Source organism: Streptomyces sp. NPDC088707, from assembly GCF_044752725.1.
In the GTDB taxonomy this organism is placed as follows: domain Bacteria; phylum Actinomycetota; class Actinomycetes; order Streptomycetales; family Streptomycetaceae; genus Streptomyces.
In genome coordinates, this window is the sequence record NZ_JBIVLV010000002.1 from 170,255 (window position 1) to 189,180 (window position 18,926).

17 protein-coding genes are annotated in these 18,926 nt (G+C 73.4%); 8 read left to right on the forward strand and 9 right to left on the reverse strand.

The features are described from left to right. Nucleotides 1-150: 150 nt before the first annotated feature. Nucleotides 151-1,047, forward strand: coding sequence for an endolytic transglycosylase MltG (gene mltG, locus ACIP84_RS08215; protein ID WP_401796048.1), 897 nt, complete (start codon nt 151-153; stop codon nt 1,045-1,047). 6 nt (nt 1,048-1,053) lie between these two features. On the opposite strand, the gene ACIP84_RS08220 is transcribed toward mltG, so the two are convergent. From ACIP84_RS08220 to ACIP84_RS08245, 6 genes are all read right to left on the reverse strand, one after another. Continuing rightward, nucleotides 1,054-2,208: an NAD(P)-binding domain-containing protein gene (locus tag ACIP84_RS08220; protein WP_401796051.1), complete on the reverse strand. Its 1,155-nt coding sequence runs from the start codon at nt 2,206-2,208 to the stop codon at nt 1,054-1,056. 79 nt (nt 2,209-2,287) lie between these two features. Continuing rightward, the gene (locus ACIP84_RS08225) at nt 2,288-3,499 is read right to left on the reverse strand and encodes an LLM class flavin-dependent oxidoreductase (protein ID WP_355958420.1); all 1,212 of its coding nucleotides are present in this window, start codon (nt 3,497-3,499) and stop codon (nt 2,288-2,290) included. Continuing rightward, nucleotides 3,496-4,530, reverse strand: a complete 1,035-nt coding sequence (locus ACIP84_RS08230; protein ID WP_401796054.1) for an ABC transporter substrate-binding protein — start codon at nt 4,528-4,530, stop codon at nt 3,496-3,498. The genes ACIP84_RS08225 and ACIP84_RS08230 overlap by 4 nt, the downstream gene beginning before the upstream one ends. A 102-nt stretch (nt 4,531-4,632) precedes the next feature. Next, the gene (locus ACIP84_RS08235) at nt 4,633-5,364 is read right to left on the reverse strand and encodes an ABC transporter ATP-binding protein (protein WP_401796057.1); all 732 of its coding nucleotides are present in this window, start codon (nt 5,362-5,364) and stop codon (nt 4,633-4,635) included. Further along, nucleotides 5,337-6,197 (reverse strand): ABC transporter permease, encoded by an 861-nt coding sequence (locus ACIP84_RS08240; RefSeq protein ID WP_401796060.1) that lies wholly within the window; start codon nt 6,195-6,197, stop codon nt 5,337-5,339. The genes ACIP84_RS08235 and ACIP84_RS08240 overlap by 28 nt, the downstream gene beginning before the upstream one ends. A gap of 162 nt (nt 6,198-6,359) precedes the next feature. After that, nucleotides 6,360-6,443, reverse strand: a complete 84-nt coding sequence (locus tag ACIP84_RS08245; RefSeq protein ID WP_352027631.1) for a putative leader peptide — start codon at nt 6,441-6,443, stop codon at nt 6,360-6,362. A 196-nt stretch (nt 6,444-6,639) separates the two neighbouring features. Between ACIP84_RS08245 and ACIP84_RS08250 the strand changes: the two genes are divergently transcribed. The 5 genes from ACIP84_RS08250 to ACIP84_RS08270 all read left to right on the forward strand — a co-directional run bounded on the left by ACIP84_RS08250 (nt 6,640) and on the right by ACIP84_RS08270 (nt 13,295). Next, entirely contained in the window at nt 6,640-7,500 is an 861-nt protein-coding gene (locus ACIP84_RS08250; protein ID WP_401796064.1) for an ABC transporter ATP-binding protein, read from the forward strand. Continuing rightward, entirely contained in the window at nt 7,497-8,474 is a 978-nt protein-coding gene (locus ACIP84_RS08255; RefSeq protein ID WP_355958427.1) for an iron-siderophore ABC transporter substrate-binding protein, read from the forward strand. The genes ACIP84_RS08250 and ACIP84_RS08255 overlap by 4 nt, the downstream gene beginning before the upstream one ends. Before the next feature lie 4 nt (nt 8,475-8,478). Continuing rightward, on the forward strand, nt 8,479-10,548 hold the full coding sequence (locus tag ACIP84_RS08260; protein WP_401796067.1) for an iron ABC transporter permease: 2,070 nt from the start codon (nt 8,479-8,481) through the stop codon (nt 10,546-10,548). Between the two features lie 88 nt (nt 10,549-10,636). Further along, nucleotides 10,637-11,185, forward strand: coding sequence for an FABP family protein (locus ACIP84_RS08265; protein ID WP_355958430.1), 549 nt, complete (start codon nt 10,637-10,639; stop codon nt 11,183-11,185). A gap of 4 nt (nt 11,186-11,189) precedes the next feature. Beyond that, nucleotides 11,190-13,295, forward strand: a complete 2,106-nt coding sequence (locus tag ACIP84_RS08270) for a prolyl oligopeptidase family protein (RefSeq protein ID WP_401796070.1) — start codon at nt 11,190-11,192, stop codon at nt 13,293-13,295. On the opposite strand, the gene ACIP84_RS08275 is transcribed toward ACIP84_RS08270, so the two are convergent. After that, entirely contained in the window at nt 13,243-14,226 is a 984-nt protein-coding gene (locus tag ACIP84_RS08275; protein WP_401796072.1) for a LuxR family transcriptional regulator, read from the reverse strand. The genes ACIP84_RS08270 and ACIP84_RS08275 overlap by 53 nt on opposite strands. A 240-nt stretch (nt 14,227-14,466) precedes the next feature. On the opposite strand from ACIP84_RS08275, the gene ACIP84_RS08280 reads away from it, so the two are divergent. Next, entirely contained in the window at nt 14,467-15,633 is a 1,167-nt protein-coding gene (locus tag ACIP84_RS08280; RefSeq protein WP_401796074.1) for a DNA gyrase subunit B, read from the forward strand. 134 nt (nt 15,634-15,767) lie between these two features. After that, on the forward strand, nt 15,768-17,180 hold the full coding sequence (locus tag ACIP84_RS08285; RefSeq protein ID WP_401796077.1) for an aminopeptidase P family protein: 1,413 nt from the start codon (nt 15,768-15,770) through the stop codon (nt 17,178-17,180). 63 nt (nt 17,181-17,243) lie between these two features. On the opposite strand, the gene ACIP84_RS08290 is transcribed toward ACIP84_RS08285, so the two are convergent. Together ACIP84_RS08290 and ACIP84_RS08295 are read right to left on the reverse strand one after the other, a co-directional pair. Beyond that, complete coding sequence (locus ACIP84_RS08290) at nt 17,244-18,254, reverse strand: PaaX family transcriptional regulator C-terminal domain-containing protein (RefSeq protein ID WP_401796080.1); 1,011 nt, start codon at nt 18,252-18,254, stop codon at nt 17,244-17,246. Further along, entirely contained in the window at nt 18,251-18,874 is a 624-nt protein-coding gene (locus tag ACIP84_RS08295) for a GNAT family N-acetyltransferase (protein WP_355958436.1), read from the reverse strand. Before ACIP84_RS08295 ends, ACIP84_RS08290 begins: the two co-directional genes overlap by 4 nt. Nucleotides 18,875-18,926 lie beyond the last annotated feature (52 nt).

An 18,926-nucleotide genomic window follows, 5' to 3' on the forward strand; every position in this document is an offset into this window, starting at 1 on the left:
CCTGCTCGCCGGCGTCGTCCACTTCCTGGGCTGGCTCGTCTGACGATCGCAGTGCCCCGGCGCCGTCGGCTCCCCGTCCCAGGGAACCGGCGGCGCCGCCGCGTGCGCGGGCTCCCCGAATTCCCGTACGCGGCGGGTTAGCGTGCGGCCATGACGTACCGGCCGCCGACACCGTACGCACCCCCACGCCGCCGACCCTCCCTTCCCCCGGGCCTCCGTCCGTCCCGACGCCGTCCGCGGCTCACCCGGCGCGGTCGCCTCGCGCTCCTCCTCGGAGCCCTCGTCGCCGCGGCCGTGGCCGTCACCCTGCCCCTGCTCCTGACGCGGGGCGAACCGGCCGTCGAACAGCCCCGGGCGCTCCTCGTCCCCGAGGGCCGGCGGGCCGGCCAGATCTACACGTCCGTCGACCGGGCACTCGGTCTGCCCGAGGGCACCACCCGCAAGGCGGCGACGGCCTCCGCCACGGCACTCCCGCTGCCGGCGGCCGCCGGAGGGAACCCCGAGGGCTACCTCTTCCCGGCGACGTATCCCGTCCTCGACGCCACCACCCCCGAGGGGCTGCTCCGCTTCATGGTCGACACGGCCGGGAAGCGCTTCGGGGCCACCCGGATCGCCGAGGGCGCGCGTGCGCACGGCATGAGCGTGTACGAGACGGTGATCGCGGCCAGCATCGTCCAGGCCGAGGCCGACAACCCGGAGGACATGGCCAAGGTCGCCCGGGTCGTCCACAACCGGCTCGCCCGGGGCATGGCCCTCCAGATGGACTCGACGCTCAACTACGCGCTCGGCCGCAGCACCGTGGACACCACGGTCGAGGACACCCGGCTCCGGAGCCCCTACAACACCTACCAGCGCAAGGGCCTGCCGCCGACGCCCATCGGCAACCCGGGGGACCAGGCCGTCGACGCGGTCATCCGGCCGGCGGACGGCGACTGGCTCTACTTCGTGACGGTGACCCCCGGGGACACCCGCTTCACCGCCGACTACGCGACCCACCAGGGCAATGTGGCCGAGTTCAACGCCAACCGGGGTGCCGAGAAGGGCTGAGCCCGATCACACGGAGACGGCCGCCGGGGTGGCCGCCGTCTCGTGCCGCAGCAGACGCCGGATGTCCGAGACCGCCGCCCGCCCGGCCCGGTTGGCACCGATCGTCGACGCCGACGGTCCGTACCCCACGAGGTGGACGCGCTCGTCCCGGATCGCGCGGGTGCCCTCGACCCGGATCCCGCCGCCCGGCTCGCGCAGCCGCAGCGGGGTGAGATGGTCGATCGCCGCCCGGAAGCCGGTCGCCCAGAGGATCACGTCCACGTCCACGGTCCGGCCGTCGTCCCACGCCACCCCGGTCGGCGTGATCCGGTCGAACATGGGGAGGCGGTCCAGGATCCCGCGCGCGCGGGCCGCACGGATCGCGTCGTTGAGGGGGAGCCCGGTGACCGAGACGACACTCTTCAGGGGCAGACCCTGCCGTACCCGCTCCTCCACGAGTGCGACGGCGGCCCGCCCCTCCACTTCCCCGAACGGCCCCTCGCGCCAGACCGGCTCGCGCCGGGTCACCCAGAAGGTGCCGGCGGCGACGTCCGTGATCTCCATCAGGTGCTGGGTGCCGGACGCTCCGCCACCGACGACGAGGACCCGCTTCCCCGCGAACTCCTCCGGGCCCGGGTATCCGGCGGTGTGCAGCTGGCGCCCCCGGAAGGTCTCCTGGCCCGGGTAGCGCGGCCAGAACGGGCGGTCCCAGGTGCCGGTGGCGTTGATCAGGGCCCGGGTGACGTACGCGCCCTCGGAGGTCTCGACGAGGAGCCGCCCGGCCTCGCCGCCTCGTCCACCGTCGGCCTCGCGGACGGCCGTGACGTCGACGGGGCGGTGGATCCGCAGGTCGAAGGTCTGCTCGTACGAGTCGAAGTACGCGCCGATCACCTCCGAGGAGGGCCGCGCGGGGTCCGCGCCGGTCAGCTCCATGCCGGGCAGCGCGTGCATGCCGTGCACCTTGCCGTACGTGAGCGACGGCCAGCGGAACTGCCAGGCGCCGCCCGGCCGAGGGGCATGGTCCAGGACGACGAAGTCCCGGTCCGGCTCCAGGCCGGCGCGGCGCAGATGGAAGGCGGCCGAGAGCCCGGCCTGTCCCGCGCCGATGACCACGACGTCCACCGGCTTCGGCCCCTCGGCCGCTGCCTCGGTCCCTGACTCTTCGACCCCGTAATCGTTCACGGTTCTACCAACCGAGGTGGGGGCGCGGATCTTCCCGCGCCCCCACCGCAGAGGCCTTACCCGACGAGCCGGCCGCTTGCTACCGTCCGCCGCCCACGAGCAGCGGAGCACCTCCCGGCGCCGAGGCCGGCCGGCCGTTCGCGGCCGGGACGCCGAGCAGCGGGGAGGGCAGGACCGTCGGCAGCAGACCGCGCGCCGCCAGCTCCGGCCGCACGCCCTCGCCGAACCAGTACGCCTCCTCCAGGTGCGGGTAGCCGGACAGGACGAAGTGCTCCACGCCCAGGTCGTGGTACTCCTCGATCCGGTCCGCGACCTCGGCGTGGCTGCCGACGAGCGCGGTGCCGGCGCCGCCCCGTACGAGACCGACGCCGGCCCACAGGTTCGGCGAGATCTCCAGCCGGTCGCGGCCGAGGGAGCCGCCCTCGTGCAACGCCAGCATCCGCTGCTGGCCGACCGACTCGCTCCTGCCCAGCACCTGCTGCGCGGCGGCGATCGTCTCGGCGTCGAGATCGGAGAGCAGCCGGTCGGCCGTCGCCCAGGCCTCGCGCGCCGAATCGCGGGAGATCGTGTGCAGCCGGATGCCGAAGCGGACCGTGCGGCCGCGCTCCTCGGCGAGGCCCCGGATCCAGTCGATCTTCTCCTTGACCTGCCACGGCGGCTCGCCCCAGGTCAGATAGACGTCCGCGTGCTCGGCCGCCACCGGACCGGCCGCGGCGGAGGAGCCTCCGAAGAAGATCTCGGGCAGCGGGTCCGGCGGCAGCGCGGTGAGCCCGCCCTCGATCCGGAAGTGCTCGCCCTCGTAGTCGAACGGCCGCCCGCTCCACGCGCCCCGCACGACCGACAGGAACTCGGCGGTGCGCGCGTACCGCCGGTCGTGGTCCAGGTGGTCGCCGAAGCGGCGCTGTTCGGCGGAGTCCCCGCCGGTCACCACGTTGAGCAGGAGCCGGCCGCGGGTGATCCGCTGGTACGTGGACGCCATCTGGGCCGCGAGCACCGGCGAGATCACCCCCGGCCGGAACGCCACCAGGAACTTGAGCCGTTCGGTGTGCTGGGCGAGCGCGACCGTGGTGAGCCAGGCGTCCTCGCACCACGTGCCGGTCGGAGTCAGCACGGCCTCGAACCCCAGCTGCTCGGCCGCCTTGGCGATCTGGATCAGATAGTCGATGTCGGGCGCGCGCACCCCGGACACGGTGCGGTCCCGGGTGATCCCGCCGTCCGTGTAGGCGTGCCGGTCGACCAGGGTCCGGCCGTCACCGCCGGTGGGCAGGAACCAGTGCAGATGGACGGTCATGAGGAGGCCTTTCCGTAGCTGCGCGCCGGGGTGGTGGACGGCGGCAGGTCCTTGTTGAAGCGGGTGTCGACGTAGTCGGCGAAGCGGAACGTGCGCGGGATGAGTCCCAGGCCGGCGAACGTGTCGGCGATCTTCTGCTCCGAGGCGATGGCGGCCTCGTCGAGGGCGACCGGGATACGGGTGCCGTTGCTGCGCTTCACGGCGGCGAGTGCCACCTCGTACGGCAGCCCGGTCTCCTTCGCCCAGACCTTCGCCCAGGGCTCGGGGTGGTCGAACACCCAGTCCTGGGCGCGCCGGAGCCGCTCGACGAAGTCACCGATGGCCTTGGCCTTCGCGGGGTCGGCGAGCGCCGAGGGGGCGGCGACCTGGAAACCGAGGCCGTTGACGACCCCGCGCCCGTCGGCGAGGATCCGGCCCTTGCCGCTCAGCAGGACCTGCGAGGTGTACGGGTCCCAGACCGCCCACGCGTCCACCTTGCCGCTGGTGAACGCGGCGAGCGCGTCCGCCGGTTGCAGCAGGGTGACCTGGACGTCGGCGAGCTTCAGCCCCGCCTTCGCGAGCGAGGCGATGAGCTGGAAGTGGGCGGAACTGCCCTGGGCGACGGCGACCTTCTTGCCCTTGAGGTCCCGGGCGCTGCGCAGGGGCGAGTCCTTGGCGACGAGGATCGCCTCGCCAGCGGAGTCGCCGTGCGTCGCGGAGACGACGGTGATCTTCGAGTCGGCGCCCGCGGCGAAGACCGGCGGGGTGTTGCCGACCGAGCCGATGTCGACGGCTTCGGCGTTCACCGCCTCCAGCAGAGGTGGGCCTGACGTGAACGTCGACCATGTGACCCGGTACGGGAGGTCGTCGAGTTCACCGGCGGCCCGCAGCAGCGCCTCGGCGCCGCCCTTCTGGTCGCCGACGTTCAGGACCAGGGAGCCCTTGCCGTCGGAGTTCGAGGAGGAACCGGCCGCGGAGGCGCCGGAGCAGGCGGAGGCGAGGAGCGCGAGCGGCACGAGCAGCGCCGCGGTGGACAGGCGGAAGGACTTCACAGGGATCACTCCTTGGGGAGGGGACGAGGGAGGGGATGGGGGAGAGGGAGGGAAAGGGGGGAGAGGGAGGGACCCGGGCACGGCGGCGGCTCTGCGGCTCGGTCAGGCCGTGTGTCCGGCGAACTCGGACTCGTTGACGCCCAGTTCGGCGAGAAGGCGGGTCCGGAGCGCGGCCAGGGCGGGATCGCCGGCGGAGCGGGGCCGGTCCAGGTCCACGGCGGTGTCGTACGCGATGACGCCGTCGCGCATCACCAGGGCGCGGTCCGCGAGCTGCAGCGCCTCGTCCACGTCATGGGTGACGAGCAGGACCGTGCAGCCGCGTCGCTGCCACAGCTCGGCCACGAGCCGCTGCGCCTTGATCCGGGTCAGCGCGTCGAGCGCGCCGAACGGCTCGTCGAGCAGCAGCAGATCCGGGTCCCGTACCAAGGCCCGTGCGAGGGACGCCCGTTGGGCCTCACCGCCGGAGAGCGTCTTCGGCCAGGCGCCTGAGCGGTCGCCGAGCCCGACCTCCGCCAGGGCCTTCTCCGCCACCGCCCGGCCCGGCTTGCCCGGCAGCCCGAGGAGCACATTGCGCCAGACCCGCTTCCACGGCATCAGGCGCGGCGCCTGGAAGGCGACGGCGCGACGGCGCGGGACGAGGACGGTGCCGGAGATCTCGCGGTCGAGCCCCGCGAGGACCCGGAGGAGGGTGGACTTGCCGCAGCCGCTGTGGCCGAGGAGTGCGGTGAACTGCCCGGCGTACAGGGTGAGGTCGAGCCCGTCGACGACCGGTCGCCCGTCGAAGGAACGGGTGAGGCCCTGGACGGTCACTGCCCGGTGAAGGTCGGTCGCCATTGCAGCAGCAGCCTTTCGAGAGTACGGACGAGGGCGTCGGCGAGAAGGCCGAGGAAGGCGTAGACGACGAGGCAGACGACGATCACGTCCGTGCGGAAGAACTCCCGCGCCTGATTCATGAGGAAGCCGATGCCGGCGTCGGCGTTGATGGACTCGCCGAAGACCAGCGCCAGCCAGGCGGTGGCGAGGGAGTACCGCAGCCCGGTCATGGCGCCGGGCAGGGCGCCCGGCAGCACGACGTGGCGGACGAGCCCCCAGCGTCCAAGTCCCAGGGACTGTCCCGCTTCGACGAGTTGGGCGTCGACGCCGCGGATTCCGGCGTACACGTTCAGATAGAGGTGGAAGGCGACGCCGAGCGCGATCAGCGCCACCTTGGGCGCCTCGCCGATGCCCAGCCAGATGATGAGGAGCGGGATCAGGCCGACCCAGGGCACGGTCCGCAGCATCTGGACGGGTGCGTCGACGAGGTCCTCGCCGAGCCGGGAGAGCCCGGAGACCAGGGCGAGCGCGATGCCGACGACCCCGCCGATCAGCAGTCCGGCGGCGACCCGGCGCAGGGAGACGCCCATCGCGGTGGGGAGGGTCCCGTCGCCGATCAGCTCACCGCCGGCGCGGGCGATGGTCCCCGGCGAGGCGAGCGTGTCGGCCGGCAGCACCCCTGTCGCACTGAGGGTCTGCCACAGGGCGAGGAGCAGGACGGGCCCCACGGTGCGGCGCAGCCAGCGGGGGACGGTGGGGGTACGGCCGGGGCCGCGATCGGGGGTGAGGGGTTCGACATCCGGCAAAGGCGATATGTCGGGCGGGGAATGGGGCGGGGCATGGCCGACCGTCATGGCGGGACTCCGGGGAGGAGGCGGGGAGAGGCGTGCGGGTACGCGTCAGTGACCGCGGGCGGCGCGGGGTGAGCGCGGGCGCACGGCGATCAGGGCGTCAGCAGGGTGCGGGACGGCGTGCGGCGTCGGTGGGACGGCGGTGCGCCGGGGCGTGAAAGGGCGTCAGCGGCCGCGGCGACACGCGGCGGAGGCCACCCGCAGCAGGTCGATGTGACCGCGCGTGGTGAGCAGGGCTGTACGCAACATGGCGCGAAGGTAGCGACGCACGGGGCCGGGGTCAACGGTGTCTCGGAGCGTGGACGCGCTTCGGTCCCTCGTGGACGCGCCCCGGCGTCGCAGAGGCGGACCCGTTCAGCGAGATCAGCTTGGCCTGAATGCATCTTGTGTCCGCGACTCAGGACCCTCTTTCCCCAATCGGTAAGGTTAGGCTAACCTCTGCGACGTGCAAGCAGGTGAACAGACCGACGCGACACTTCGTCCCCGCGGTCACGAACTCTCGGCCACGGGTGTCACCGTGGCGTACGAAGGCGTCGATGTCGTCCACGACGCCTCCATGACGCTGCGCCCCGGCGAAGTGACCGTCCTCGTCGGACCCAACGGAAGCGGCAAGTCGACGCTGCTCCGCACCCTCGCACGGCTCCAGCAGCCGCGCACCGCCACGCTCGTGCTCAACGAGGCCGTCGACGGCCTGGCGCTGAGCCCCCGTGAGTTCTCGCGCCATGTCGCGCTGCTCACCCAGGGCCGCCCCACGCCCAGCGGGCTCACGGTGCGCGACGTGGTCGAGTTCGGCCGCTACCCGTACCGGGGACGCTGGGGCAAGGCCGACCCGGGCGGCAAGGAGGCGGTGGACCGCGCGCTCGCCATGACCGGCGTCACGGAACTCGCCGAACGCGGCGCCGAGCACCTCTCCGGCGGACAGCTCCAGCGCGTCTGGCTGGCCGGCTGCCTCGCGCAGGAGACGGGCGTGCTGCTCCTCGACGAACCCACGACCTACCTCGACCTGCGCTACCAGGTCGAACTCCTCGACCTCATGCGCGACCTGGCGGACGACCACGGCATCGCCGTCGGCGCCGTCCTCCACGACCTCGACCAGGCCGCGGCCGTCGCCGACCGGATCGTCCTGCTCGACGCGGGACGGGTCGTCGCGGACGGCGACCCCGAGGACGTACTGACTCCCGAGCGGCTGACCGGCACGTACGGCATCCGCATCGAAGTGGACACCGATCCACTCACCGGCCGGCTGCGCACCCGTGCCATAGGCCGCCACCACTCGCGAAGCGAAAGGCTCAGCACCACATCATGAGACGACTTCTCCTCACCGCGGCGGCCGCCACCACCGCGGCCCTCGCCCTGTCCGCCTGCGGTACCACCGAGCCCGCCGCCGACGACGCGAAGAAGAGCACCGAGCGCATCACCCTCACCGACTCCACGGGCGAGAAGGTCGAACTCGACGGCCCCGCCAAGAAGGTCGTCGGCACCGAGTGGAACGTCGTCGAGCACCTCATCACGCTGGGCGTCGACCCGGTCGGCGTCGCCGACGTCAAGGGCTACAAGACCTGGGACACCGCCGTCCCGCTCAAGAACGAGCCGAAGGACATCGGCACCCGCGGCGAGCCGAGCGTGGAGACCGTCGCCGCCCTGAAGCCCGACCTCATCGTCGCCACCACCGACCTGCCGCCGGCCGCCGTGAAGCAGCTGCGCAAGGTCGCCCCGGTCCTGACCCTGAAGGCCGCCGACGCCGCCGACCCGATCGGCCGGATGAACGCCGACCTCGACGCCATCGCCAAGGCCACCGGCACCACGCAGAAGTCCGAGGAGCTCAAGAAGGAGTTCCAGGCGAAGCTCGACGAGGGCAGGAAGGCCCTCGCCGACGCCGGTCTCGCCGGCACGAAGTACGCCTTCGCCGACGGCTACGTCATGTCCAACCAGGTCTCGATCCGCCCCTACACGAGCGGTTCGCTGATCGGCGCGGTCAGCGAGAAGCTCGGTCTGAAGAACGCCTGGACCGTCAAGGGCGACCCGGCCTACGGACTCGGCACCACCGACGTCGAGGGCCTCACCAAGCTCGGTGACGTGCAGTTCGCCTACGTCGGCAACGACGGCGACGCCGGCAGCACGCCCTTCACCGGCGTCCTCGCCAAGGACAAGGTCTGGACGTCCCTGCCGTTCGTCAAGAAGGGCAACGTGCACCGCCTTCCCGACGGCATCTGGATGTTCGGCGGCCCCCAGTCGATGAGCAAGTACGTCGACTCCGTCGTCGCCGCGCTGACGAAGTAACACCATGGCCGTCACCGCAACCACCCCCGCCACCCGTCCGCCGACGGCCACGTCCCGGACGGGCGCGGCCCCGGTGACGGCCGCCCTGGTCCTCCTCGTCGCGGCCCTCGCGCTCGTGGACGTCACACAAGGCACCGCCGCGGTCGGCGCGGCCGAGGTGTGGAAGGCGTTCACGGGCCAGGCCGATCCGGCCGACGCGTCCGTCGTCGTCGCCTCCCGCCTGCCGAGGATGACCGCCGGCCTCCTCGTCGGCGCCGTCCTCGGCCTGGCGGGCGCCGCCCTCCAGGCCGTCAGCCGCAACGTCCTCGCCTCGCCCGACACGCTCGCCGTCAACGCGGGCTCCTACTTCGCGCTCGGCCTCGGCGCCGCCTTCGGCCTCTCGCTCCCGCTGTTCGCCTCCTCCGCCCTCGCCTTCGCCGGCGGCCTCGCGGCGGCGGCCGTCGTCCTCGCCCTCTCGGGCCTGGGCGCCGGGACCGTCCGCCTCGTCCTCGCGGGCAGCGCCCTCACCCTCGGCCTCACCGCCGTCACCGAAGGCCTGCTCCTGCTGTTCCCCGCGGAGACCGAGGGCCTCTTCCAGTGGAACCAGGGCAGCATCTCCCAGAACGGCTTCGACGGCGTCCTGCAGATGGCACCGATCGCCGTCACCGGCCTCGTCGGACTGCTGCTCCTCGCCCGCCGCGTCGACGCCCTCGCCCTCGGCGACGACGCCGCCCGCGGCCTCGGCGTCCCCGTCCGCGCCACCCGGGTCACCGCCGTCGTCCTCGCCGCCCTGCTCTCCACGGCCGCCGTCACCCTCGCCGGACCCGTCGGCTACGTCGGCCTCTGCGCCCCCGCGATCGTCCGGCCCCTCGCCCGCAGGTTCCGGGGCTTCACCAAGCAGCGCGGCTTCCTGCCCGCCGCCGGACTCACCGGCGCCGCCCTCGTGCTCGGCTCCGACGTCCTGCTGCGCGCCCTGGTACCGGCGGACGTGGTGGTCTCCGTGCCGACCGGCGTCGTCACCAGCCTCGTCGGAGCCGTCTTCCTGATCGTCATGGCCCTCCGCGTCCGGGACACGGCCGGAGCCACCGCCACCGAGCGGCTCCGCATCAGGAGCAGGGCCCGCTTCCTCACCGTCACCGCCGTCCTGGTGGCCGTGGTGATCGCCGTCGCCGTCGCCGGCGTACTCCTCGGCGACAGCAAGCTGCTCCTCGGCGACGTCCTGAACTGGGCCCAGGGACAGGCCGGCCGGACCGTCACCTTCGTCCTCGACACCCGGGTGCCCCGCGTCCTCGCCGCCCTCTTCGCGGGCGCCGCGCTCGCCCTGGCCGGCACCCTCGTCCAGGCCGTCACCCGCAACCCCCTCGCCGAACCCGGCATCCTGGGCGTCTCCGGCGGCGCCGCGCTCGGCGCCGTGCTCCTCGTCACGACCGTGCCCATGGCCGGCTCGTGGGGCATGGCCGGCGCCGCGTTCGCGGGCGCCGCGGCCAGCTCCGTCCTCGTCTTCGGACTGGCCGCGCGGGGCGGGTTCCAGCAGAACCGGCTCGTCCTCGTCGGCTTCGGCGTCGCCATCGCCGCCTCCGCCCTGATCAGCCTCCTGATCATCCTCACCGACCCGTTCAACGCGACGAAGGCCCTCACCTGGCTGTCGGGCTCCACCTACGGGCGGTCCCTGCCCGACGTGGTGCCCCTCGTCGCCGTCCTGGCCGTGGGCGCGGCCGTCGCGTTCGCCCGGCGCACCGAACTCGACCTCGTGTCGCTCGACGAGGACACCCCGCGCCTCCTCGGCCTGGGACTGGGACGCGCACGCCTCGGGTTCCTCGCCCTCGCCGTCCTGCTCACCGCCACCGCCGTCGCCGCCGCCGGCACGATCGGCTTCGTGGGCCTCGTCGCGCCCCACGCGGCCCGCGCCCTGGTCGGCCGTCAGCACACGCGCGTGGTGCCGGTCGCGATCCTCCTCGGCGCCGCCCTCGTCTGCACCGCCGACCTCGTCGGCCGCACGGTGATCGCCCCGGCCCAGCTCGGCGCTGGCCTGATGACGGCGGTGATCGGCACGCCGTACTTCCTCTACCTGCTGGTACGGAGCCGCCGCGGCTAGAACCCGTCAGGAGTGCCACGAGACCCGGCCGGAGGGCGGACGACCTAAGCTGCCCTCCGGCACAGGCCTCGACCCAGGAGTACGCACCATGAGCGACCGCGACCGGCAGCATCCGTACCCCGACGCCCTCCGGCCGGACGCGGCACCGGCCCCGCACGAGTTCCTCGCACCGGTGACCGGGCTGCTCGGCACCTGGGCCGGCACGGGCCGCGGCGGCTACCCGTCACTCGCCGAGGACTTCACGTACGCGCAGGAGGTCACCTTCAGCCACGACGGCCGTCCCTTCCTCCACTACGAGGCGCGCGCCTGGCTGCTCGACGCGGACGGCGCCCCGCTGCGACCCGCGGCGCGGGAGAGCGGCTGGTGGCGCCTCAAGCCCGAGGGCGCCGTCGAGGCGCTGATCACCCAGCCCACCGGCATCGCCGAGATCATGGTCGGCCGTGTCGAGAACGGCGCGATCGACCTCACCACCCACACGGTCGCCCTCGCCCCCACGGCCAAGCACGTCGAGGCCACCCGACGCCGCTACACCCTCGCGGACCCGGACACCCTGGACTTCGTCCACGACCTGGCGGCGGTCGGCCGGCCGCTGCAGCACCATCTGTCGGCCCGGCTGCGACGCGAGGACGGGAAGTAGACCCATGGGGAACCTGCACGACGACGACCCGTACCTGTGGCTGGAGGACGTCTCCGGAGAGGCCGCGCTGGCCTGGGTGGCCGAGCGGAACGCGGAGACCGCGGGAGCGGTGACCGGGGGAGACGCGTTCGGGGCGCTGAAGGCGCGGCTGCGGGAGGTGCTCGACGCCTCCGACCGGATTCCCTACACCGTGCGGCGCGGTGAACACCTGTACAACTTCTGGCGGGACGCGGACCACCTGCGCGGAGTGTGGCGGCGGACGACCCTGGAGCAGTACCGCCGGGACGACCCCGAGTGGGAGGTGCTCCTCGACGTCGACGCGCTGGCCGACGCCGAGGGCGAGAAGTGGGTCTGGGACGGGGCGCGGGTCCGCCGGCCGGAGTACGACAGGGCCCTGGTACGGCTCTCGCGTGACGGTGGGGACGCCGTCGTCGTCCGCGAGTTCGACCTCGGCACACGGGAGTTCGTCGACGACGGATTCCGGCTGCCCGAAGCCAAGACGCGGATCGGATGGGTCGACGACGACACCGTCTTCGTCGGTACGGATCTGGGCCCGGACTCGCTCACCGACTCCGGCTATCCGCGGACCGTCCGCCGCTGGCGGCGCGGCACACCCGTCGAGGACGCCCCTCTCGTCTACGAGGCCGACCGGGCGGACGTGGCCGCCTGGGGCTACCGGGACACCACACCCGGGTTCGAGCGCGAGTTCGTCGGCCGCTCCCTGGACTTCTTCCACAGCGAGACGTACCTCCTGCGCCCCGACGGCACCCGCGTACGGATCGACGTGCCCGACGACGCGAGCGCCTACGCCCATCGGCAGTACCTGATCGTCACCCTCAAGTCCGCGTGGCTCGGGCAGCCGACGGGCTCGCTGCTCGCCTTCGACTTCGACGCCTTCCTGGCGGGCGACCGCACGCCCGACGTGCTGTTCACCCCCGATCCCCGGACCGCCCTCGCGGGACACACCTGGACCCGCAACCACCTTCTCCTGGAGACGATGCGGGACGTCAGCACCCACATCGAGGTCCTCACCCCCGCGGCCGACGGTGGCGGCTGGACGCGCGAGCCGCTCGTCGGCGTTCCGGCCCTGTCGGCCGTCAGCGTCGTCGACACCGACCCCGACGTGTCCGACGAGTACTTCCTCGACGTGTCCGGGTTCCTCCAGCCCTCCACCCTCCACCACGGGCGGATCGGCGGCGGCTCGGAGGCCCTCAAGCAGGCCCCGCACCACTTCGACCCCACCGGGCTCACCGTCGACCAGCACTTCGCGACCTCCCGGGACGGCACGCGCGTCCCGTACTTCGTCGTCGGCCCCGACCGGACCACCGCACCCGGCCCCGGTCCCACCCTGCTCTACGGCTACGGCGGCTTCGAGGTCTCCCTCACCCCGTTCTACGGCGGGGTGACGGGCCGGGCCTGGCTGGAACGCGGCGGCACCTACGTCATCGCGAACATCCGCGGCGGCGGCGAGTACGGCCCCGACTGGCACCAGGCCGCGCTCGGCGCCGAACGCCCCCGGGCCTTCGAGGACTTCGCCGCCGTCGCCGAGGACCTCGTCGCGCGGGGCATCACCACCCCGGCCATGCTGGGCGCCAAGGGCGGCAGCAACGGCGGGCTCCTCATGGGCGCCATGCTCACCCGCCACCCCGAGCTCTTCGGCGCGATCGTCGCCCAGGTGCCGCTCCTCGACATGACCCGCTTCCACAAGCTCCTCGCGGGCGCGTCCTGGATCGCCGAGTACGGCGACCCCGACGACGAGGCCGACCGCCCCCACCTGCTCGCACTCTCCCCGTACCACCGGCTCGCGGCGGACCGGGACTACCCGCCGGTCCTTCTGATGACCTCGACGCGCGACGACCGCGTCCACCCCGGGCACGCCCGGAAGACGGCGGCCCGACTGCGGGAGCTCGGCCACCGGGTCCTCTTCCACGAGAACACCGGCGGCGGGCACGCGGGCGCGGGAGACAACGAACAGGCCGCCCACAACAGCGCGCTCGTGCACACCTATCTGTGGCAGCAGCTCACGGGAGCGGAGGCGACGACGATCCCCGGACCGCTCACAGCCACCCCGACCGCTGAGCCTGCAGCGCCATCTGGAACCGGCTCGTAGCCCCGAGCCGGGCCATCAGGACCTGCACGCGGCGGAAGAGCGTACGACGGCTGACGCCGATCTCCCGGGCGATGACCTCGTCGCTCGCGCCGGCCGCGAGCAGCCGGAGCAGACGCCGGTCGGCGGGCAGCAGCCCCGCCGGCCGGGCCGAACGGCCGTGGAACGGCAGCGCGTTCTGCCAGGCCTGCTCGAACAGCGCCACGAGCGCGGAGAGCAGGCCGCACGGCTGCACGACCAGCATCGTGTTGTACACGTCCGTCTCCTTGATCGACAGGGCGACCAGGGCGTACGCGTCGTCGATGATCACCAGCTTGACCGGCACCGACGGGAGGACCCGCGCCTGCTCGCCCGCCTCGATGCACGGCTCGATGGAGTTCTCCAACTGCCCCGGGTACTCAAGGGACTCACGCGAGTACACGACCCGCTGGGTCACCCCGCGCGCGAGCGTGGCCAGCGCGTCGTCCGTCGCGCCGACGAGGGGGAAGTACGGCGGCGAGTCGAACTGCCGGATCTGCTCCCGGGCGCTCGTCCACGCCTGACGCATCCGGAGCCCGATGGCGTCACCCGTCACGACCTCCACCAGCGGATCGTGATACCCCGAGAGCCGCTGCCGCCGGAACGACTCGAACGCGCCCCCGACGGTGATCCGGGACGCGTCGAGCTCGGCCGCCCTGCGCCGCCCGAGGATCTCCAGACCCGCGGTGGGCGGAACCGGCGCCACGACGTCGGAGCCCTCCTCGGCGGTGCTCGCCAGACCGCAGTCGACCAGCTCGCGGTACGCCTCCGTCAGCGCCTCGTCCCCGAGTCCGGCCGCGGCACCGATCGAACTCAGCGGCGCGGGCCCGTACTCCAGGAGCGTCCGGTAGACCCGGGCGCCCTCCTGGCCGATGCCCAGAAGCCGAAGTGCCTCGCCGAGTTTCTCGTTCGCCATGCCCCGATTATCGACGCCTTCGATTCGGGGCCGTCGGTACCCGCCGAACGTGTGCCGTGACGGGTCTGAGAGGCACCGGGGACGGCCCCCGGCGGGGGCCGGCGCCCCCTCGGGCGACCGCCTCCCGACAGGCGTCCACCGCGCCACCCGGACGTTCGGTGCAACCGCTCTGACCTGGTGTTTCATGGGAATTCGCCTAGGCTGGCGGAGATCTGGAAAGCACCGTCGGAGGGGGACTTCATGAGCGACGCCGCAGACACGTACGACGCCAGTCGTATCCAGGTGATCGAGGGCCTCGAGGCCATCCGGATGAGGCCCGGGATGTATGTCGGATCGACCTCGCGGCGAGGTGTGCACCACATGGTGTTCGAAGCCCTGAGCGGGGCCGTGCACGAGGTCCTGGGACGGGGCGCGGGCTCCGTCGACGTCACGCTCACGTCCGACGGCGGCGTCCGGGTCGCCGACGACGGGCCCGGGGCGTCCTTCGGGAGCGCCGGGGGCGACGCCACTCCCGGCCTCGAAGCGCGGCTGACCCAGGTGTACGCCGGGTGGGAGCTCGAAGACGGACGCCGCACGGTCTTGCCCGCCTCCTTCCGCGTCGGGCTGAGCACCGTCAACGCGCTGTCGAGCCGCCTGATCGCCGAGGTGCGGCGCGACGGAGCGCGCGAGATCCAGGAGTACGCGCGCGGTGTCGCGCTCGCCCCGCCCACCCCCGCGGGGCCCGCGGAGGGGAGCGGGACCGTCCTCGCCTTCTGGCCGGACGCCGACATCTTCGAGACGACGGACTGCTCGTACGACGTGCTGGTGGAGTGCTTCAGGGCAGTCGCCCACCTGAACCGGGGCCTGAGCCTGTCCCTGACCGACGAGCGTCCCCCTGGCGGGGCCGTGACCGAGCGGTTCGAGGGCGGGGTACGGGACTTCGTGGCCTTCCTGGAGACCACCGCCGAGGGCGGGCCCGTCCACCCGGACATCCTCGACTTCGAGGTGGAGGACCCACGGATGGCGGGAACGGTGGAGGTGGCCTTCCGCTGGCGCGACTCGCAGGACGCGGTGGTCCGAAGCTTCGCCAACAGCGGTCCCACCCCTGAGGGCGGCGCGCACGTGGAGGGCTTCCGCGCCGGGCTGGCGGCCGCGCTCACCGCGTACGCGAGGGGGCGGGGCCTGCTGACGGCGGCGGACCCCGATCTCGACACCGGCCGGGTCGGCGAGGGTCTCACGGCGGTCGTGTCGGTGAAGCTGGACCGGGTGGAGTTCAGGGGAGCCACTCGCACGCTCCTGGGCGGTGCCGAGGTGCGGTCCTGTGTCGAGGAGGCGGCCCGCGTGCACGTCGGCACGTGGCTGGAGCGGCACCCGGAGCAGGCCTCGGCCGTCGTCCGCCGCATCGTCCGGGGAGTGGGCAGGGCCTGAGCCGACGAGCCGCGGCGTCTGGCCGATTCGTGCCACTGGCGGTCTTCGGCAACCGGCGCCCGCGTCGCGGAGTACCTTCCGGACGTCGCCGGCCCACGGCGGCCGAGGAACCGATCCGGAAGAAGGTGCAGGACGTGGCGAAGGGTCGCAAGAACGGCCTCTACGAAGGCGTCTCCGAGGAGCTCTCCACCCTGATGAGGTCGGGGTGGGCGGACACCGAGCGGCACGGGCTCGAGCCCGACGAGCAGGCCCCGTACGCGGCCCGCCGCCGCGCCGTGCTCTCCGCGCGCTTCCCCGGCGAGCGCCTCGTGATCCCCTCCGGCAACCTCAAGACCCGCTCCAACGACGACACGTACCCCTTCCGCCCGTACACGGGATACGTGCACATGACCGGCGACCAGGCGCGCGACGGCGCCCTCGTGCTCGAACCCCGCGCGGACGGCGGCCACGACGCCTTCTGCTACCAGCTGCCGCGTGACAGCCGCGACAACGACGAGTTCTGGATCGGATACACGGCCGAGCTGTGGATGGGCCGGCGCCGCTCGCTCGCCGAGGCCGAGGTCGTTCTCGGGCTCCCCTGCCGCGACGTCCGGACCGTCGCCGAGGACCTGGCCGCGGGTTCCGGTGTGCCGACCCGGATCGTCCGAGGCGTCGACCCGGCACTCGAAGCCGCGGTCAGCACGGACGAGGAGCGCGACGACGAGCTGGAGGAGGCGCTCTCCGAACTCCGGCTCGTCAAGGACGCGTGGGAGATCGGCGAGATGCGCAAGGCGGTCGACTCGACCGTCCGCGGGTTCACCGACTGCGTCGGCGAGCTGTCGAAGGCCGTCGCCTCCTCCGAGCGGTGGATCGAGGGCACCTTCTTCCGCCGGGCGCGCCTGGAGGGCAACGCCGTCGGATACGGCTCCATCTGCGCCGCCGGTGAGCACGCCACGATCATGCACTGGACGGAGAACGACGGCCCGGTCCGGCCCGGCGAGCTGCTCCTGCTCGACGCCGGCGTGGAGACCCGCTCCCTCTACACGGCCGACGTCACCCGCACGCTGCCGATCAGCGGCACGTTCACCCCGGTCCAGCGCCAGGTGTACGACGCGGTGTACGAGGCGCAGGAGGCCGGCATGGCCGCGGTCAAGCCGGGTGTCCCGTACCGCGCCTTCCACGAGGCGTCCCAGCGGCACCTGACGGCGCGGCTCGTCGAGTGGGGCTTCATCGAGGGCCCCGTCGACCGCGCGTACGCGCTGGGGCTCCAGCGTCGCTTCACGATGGCGGGCACCGGGCACATGCTCGGCCTGGACGTCCACGACTGCGCGCAGGCCCGCACGGGGGAGTACGTCGACAGCGTCCTCGAACCGGGCATGGTGCTCACCGTCGAGCCCGGGCTGTACTTCCAGCCCGACGACCTCACCGTGCCGGAGGAGTGGCGGGGCATCGGCGTCCGGATCGAGGACGACCTGGTCGTCACCGAGGACGGCCACGAGAACCTGTCGGCGGGCCTCCCGCGCTCCTCGGCCGAGGTCGAGTCCTGGATGGCGCGCTTCGCGGGCTGACCCGACCCGGGGAGTGGAGCACGGCCTCTGCGGTGCGGTCCGGGGGACGGGGCGTCCGCGAGGCTACGGTCGGCGACCGGAGTCCGCCCCCGTGAGGTCCTCGTACAGGGCGAAGAGGCGGGGGAGCGGCGGGCCGGAGTCCGGTCCCGGGCTGTTCGTCAGCGCGGTCCACGCGGTGGCGAAGAGCCTGCGCGCACCGGCTCCCGGCCAGGGCACGGGGAGCAGTTCGGGTGGCAGCAGGGGGTCGGGCCCCATGGCGTACGTGAAGGCGGCGGCGAGCTGGACGGCGAGCGTCAGCCGCTCGGGGGCCGTCGGGCTCCCGGCGCGCTCCGCGTCGTCCGGGGTTCCCAGCCGGTCGAGGCAGCTTCGGGCGAAGGCGGCCAGGCGGTCGTGCCGGGCGGCGATCTCGTCGAGCGGCCAGAGCGCGGCGGCGAGCGCCCGGGGTTCGGCGACGTCCCCGACCCGCAGATCGGTGCTGGTGAGGTACGTGACGTGACCGGGGACGCCGAGGTGCTCGGCCTGGGCCTCGACGAGCGGTGCGATCGGGTTCGCGGCGGCGTACAGGCCCCCGTGGAGCGGCGCGGCGCCGAGGTGGAGCAGGGTGTCGCGGAGCGCGTCGCGGGCGGCCCGCGCCGATTCCGGTACGGCGAAGGCGAAGAGGTGCCACCTGCCGTCCCAGGGGGCGAGCCCGTGGTCCTGGCGGTAGGCGTGACCGACGTGGGCGGCGTCGGGGGCGATGGCGCCGGTGGGGTCGGCGACCGCGCGGAGGACGGCCTTGCGCCCCCGCCCCTCGTGGGTGAAACGGCCCTCCGCGACAAGGCGCTTGACGCAGAGCCGGACCTGCTGGTCGCTCATGGAGAGGATCCCGGCGACGGTGTAGAGCTCCCCGGCGTCGACGGTGCCGTCGGTACGGACGAGGGCGTGGACGAGCGTACGGGTGGGGATGGGGTTCCACGCGGAGTCACCGGCAGGAGCGGCGGATCCGGCGCGGTGGGGATCGGCGGATTCGGCGCCGGCGGATTCCGCGGCGGCTTCCGCCGTCCCCGCCCCCGTCGGGGTGATGCGGCGCTTCATCGGGCCTCCTGGCCGTGCGGGAAGTCGGCGGCCGTGACCGGCCGGTGCATGGTGGTGGCGGCGCCGAAGCCCATCAGGCCGCGCAGGTAGGGGGTCTTCTCCGTGTGGACGGCGACGAAGCCGTGCCGCTCGTACAGCGCGCGGGCGCGCGGGTTGACGTCGATGACGTCCAGCCGGATGCGTCGGCATCCGGCTTCGGCGGCCACGGCCGCGACCTCGCGCAGGAGGAGGCCGCCGATGCCCGTGCCCCGGTGCTCCGGGGCGACCGCGATGCCGTCCATCACCAGCTCACGGTGGGCGGGCCGGCGTTCGAGGAGCGCGAGGAGCGCGAGGCGGGGCAGCCCGCGCAGCACCCCGTACGCCGCGAGGACGTCCGCCGCGCCGCCGCCGGTGAGCCCGCGCCCGTCGAGCTGGTAGCCGGCGACGCCCGCCACCTCGCCGTCGACGAGCGCGGTGACGCCCCGGTCGAGGCGGAGGTGGGCCGCGATGAAGGCGCGGGCCTTGTCGGGGGGGTTCAGGGCGGCGCCGAGCTTGCGCCCGAACGCCTCCCAGTACAGCGCGGCGACCTTGGCCTCGCCGCCCTCGGGTACGCCCCGGCGCACCACCGGCCGTGTCTCCATCGGTCCTCCTCCTCGGGTCGTCGGGCGGGCTCCTCCTTCGAGCTTGCGCTAT

Bases quoted from the DNA above. Each gene is read 5' to 3' on its own strand.
- ACIP84_RS08260 (WP_401796067.1), top strand. From the start codon at position 8,479: ATGGCCGTCACCGCAACCACCCCCGCCACCCGTCCGCCGACGGCCACG.
- ACIP84_RS08255 (WP_355958427.1), top strand. From the start codon at position 7,497: ATGAGACGACTTCTCCTCACCGCGGCGGCCGCCACCACCGCGGCCCTC.
- ACIP84_RS08265 (WP_355958430.1), top strand. From the start codon at position 10,637: ATGAGCGACCGCGACCGGCAGCATCCGTACCCCGACGCCCTCCGGCCG.
- ACIP84_RS08245 (WP_352027631.1), bottom strand. From the start codon at position 6,443: ATGTTGCGTACAGCCCTGCTCACCACGCGCGGTCACATCGACCTGCTG.
- ACIP84_RS08235 (WP_401796057.1), bottom strand. From the start codon at position 5,364: ATGGCGACCGACCTTCACCGGGCAGTGACCGTCCAGGGCCTCACCCGT.
- ACIP84_RS08270 (WP_401796070.1), top strand. From the start codon at position 11,190: ATGGGGAACCTGCACGACGACGACCCGTACCTGTGGCTGGAGGACGTC.
- ACIP84_RS08240 (WP_401796060.1), bottom strand. From the start codon at position 6,197: ATGACGGTCGGCCATGCCCCGCCCCATTCCCCGCCCGACATATCGCCT.
- ACIP84_RS08295 (WP_355958436.1), bottom strand. From the start codon at position 18,874: ATGGAGACACGGCCGGTGGTGCGCCGGGGCGTACCCGAGGGCGGCGAG.
- mltG (WP_401796048.1), top strand. From the start codon at position 151: ATGACGTACCGGCCGCCGACACCGTACGCACCCCCACGCCGCCGACCC.
- ACIP84_RS08225 (WP_355958420.1), bottom strand. From the start codon at position 3,499: ATGACCGTCCATCTGCACTGGTTCCTGCCCACCGGCGGTGACGGCCGG.
- ACIP84_RS08290 (WP_401796080.1), bottom strand. From the start codon at position 18,254: ATGAAGCGCCGCATCACCCCGACGGGGGCGGGGACGGCGGAAGCCGCC.
- ACIP84_RS08280 (WP_401796074.1), top strand. From the start codon at position 14,467: ATGAGCGACGCCGCAGACACGTACGACGCCAGTCGTATCCAGGTGATC.
- ACIP84_RS08275 (WP_401796072.1), bottom strand. From the start codon at position 14,226: ATGGCGAACGAGAAACTCGGCGAGGCACTTCGGCTTCTGGGCATCGGC.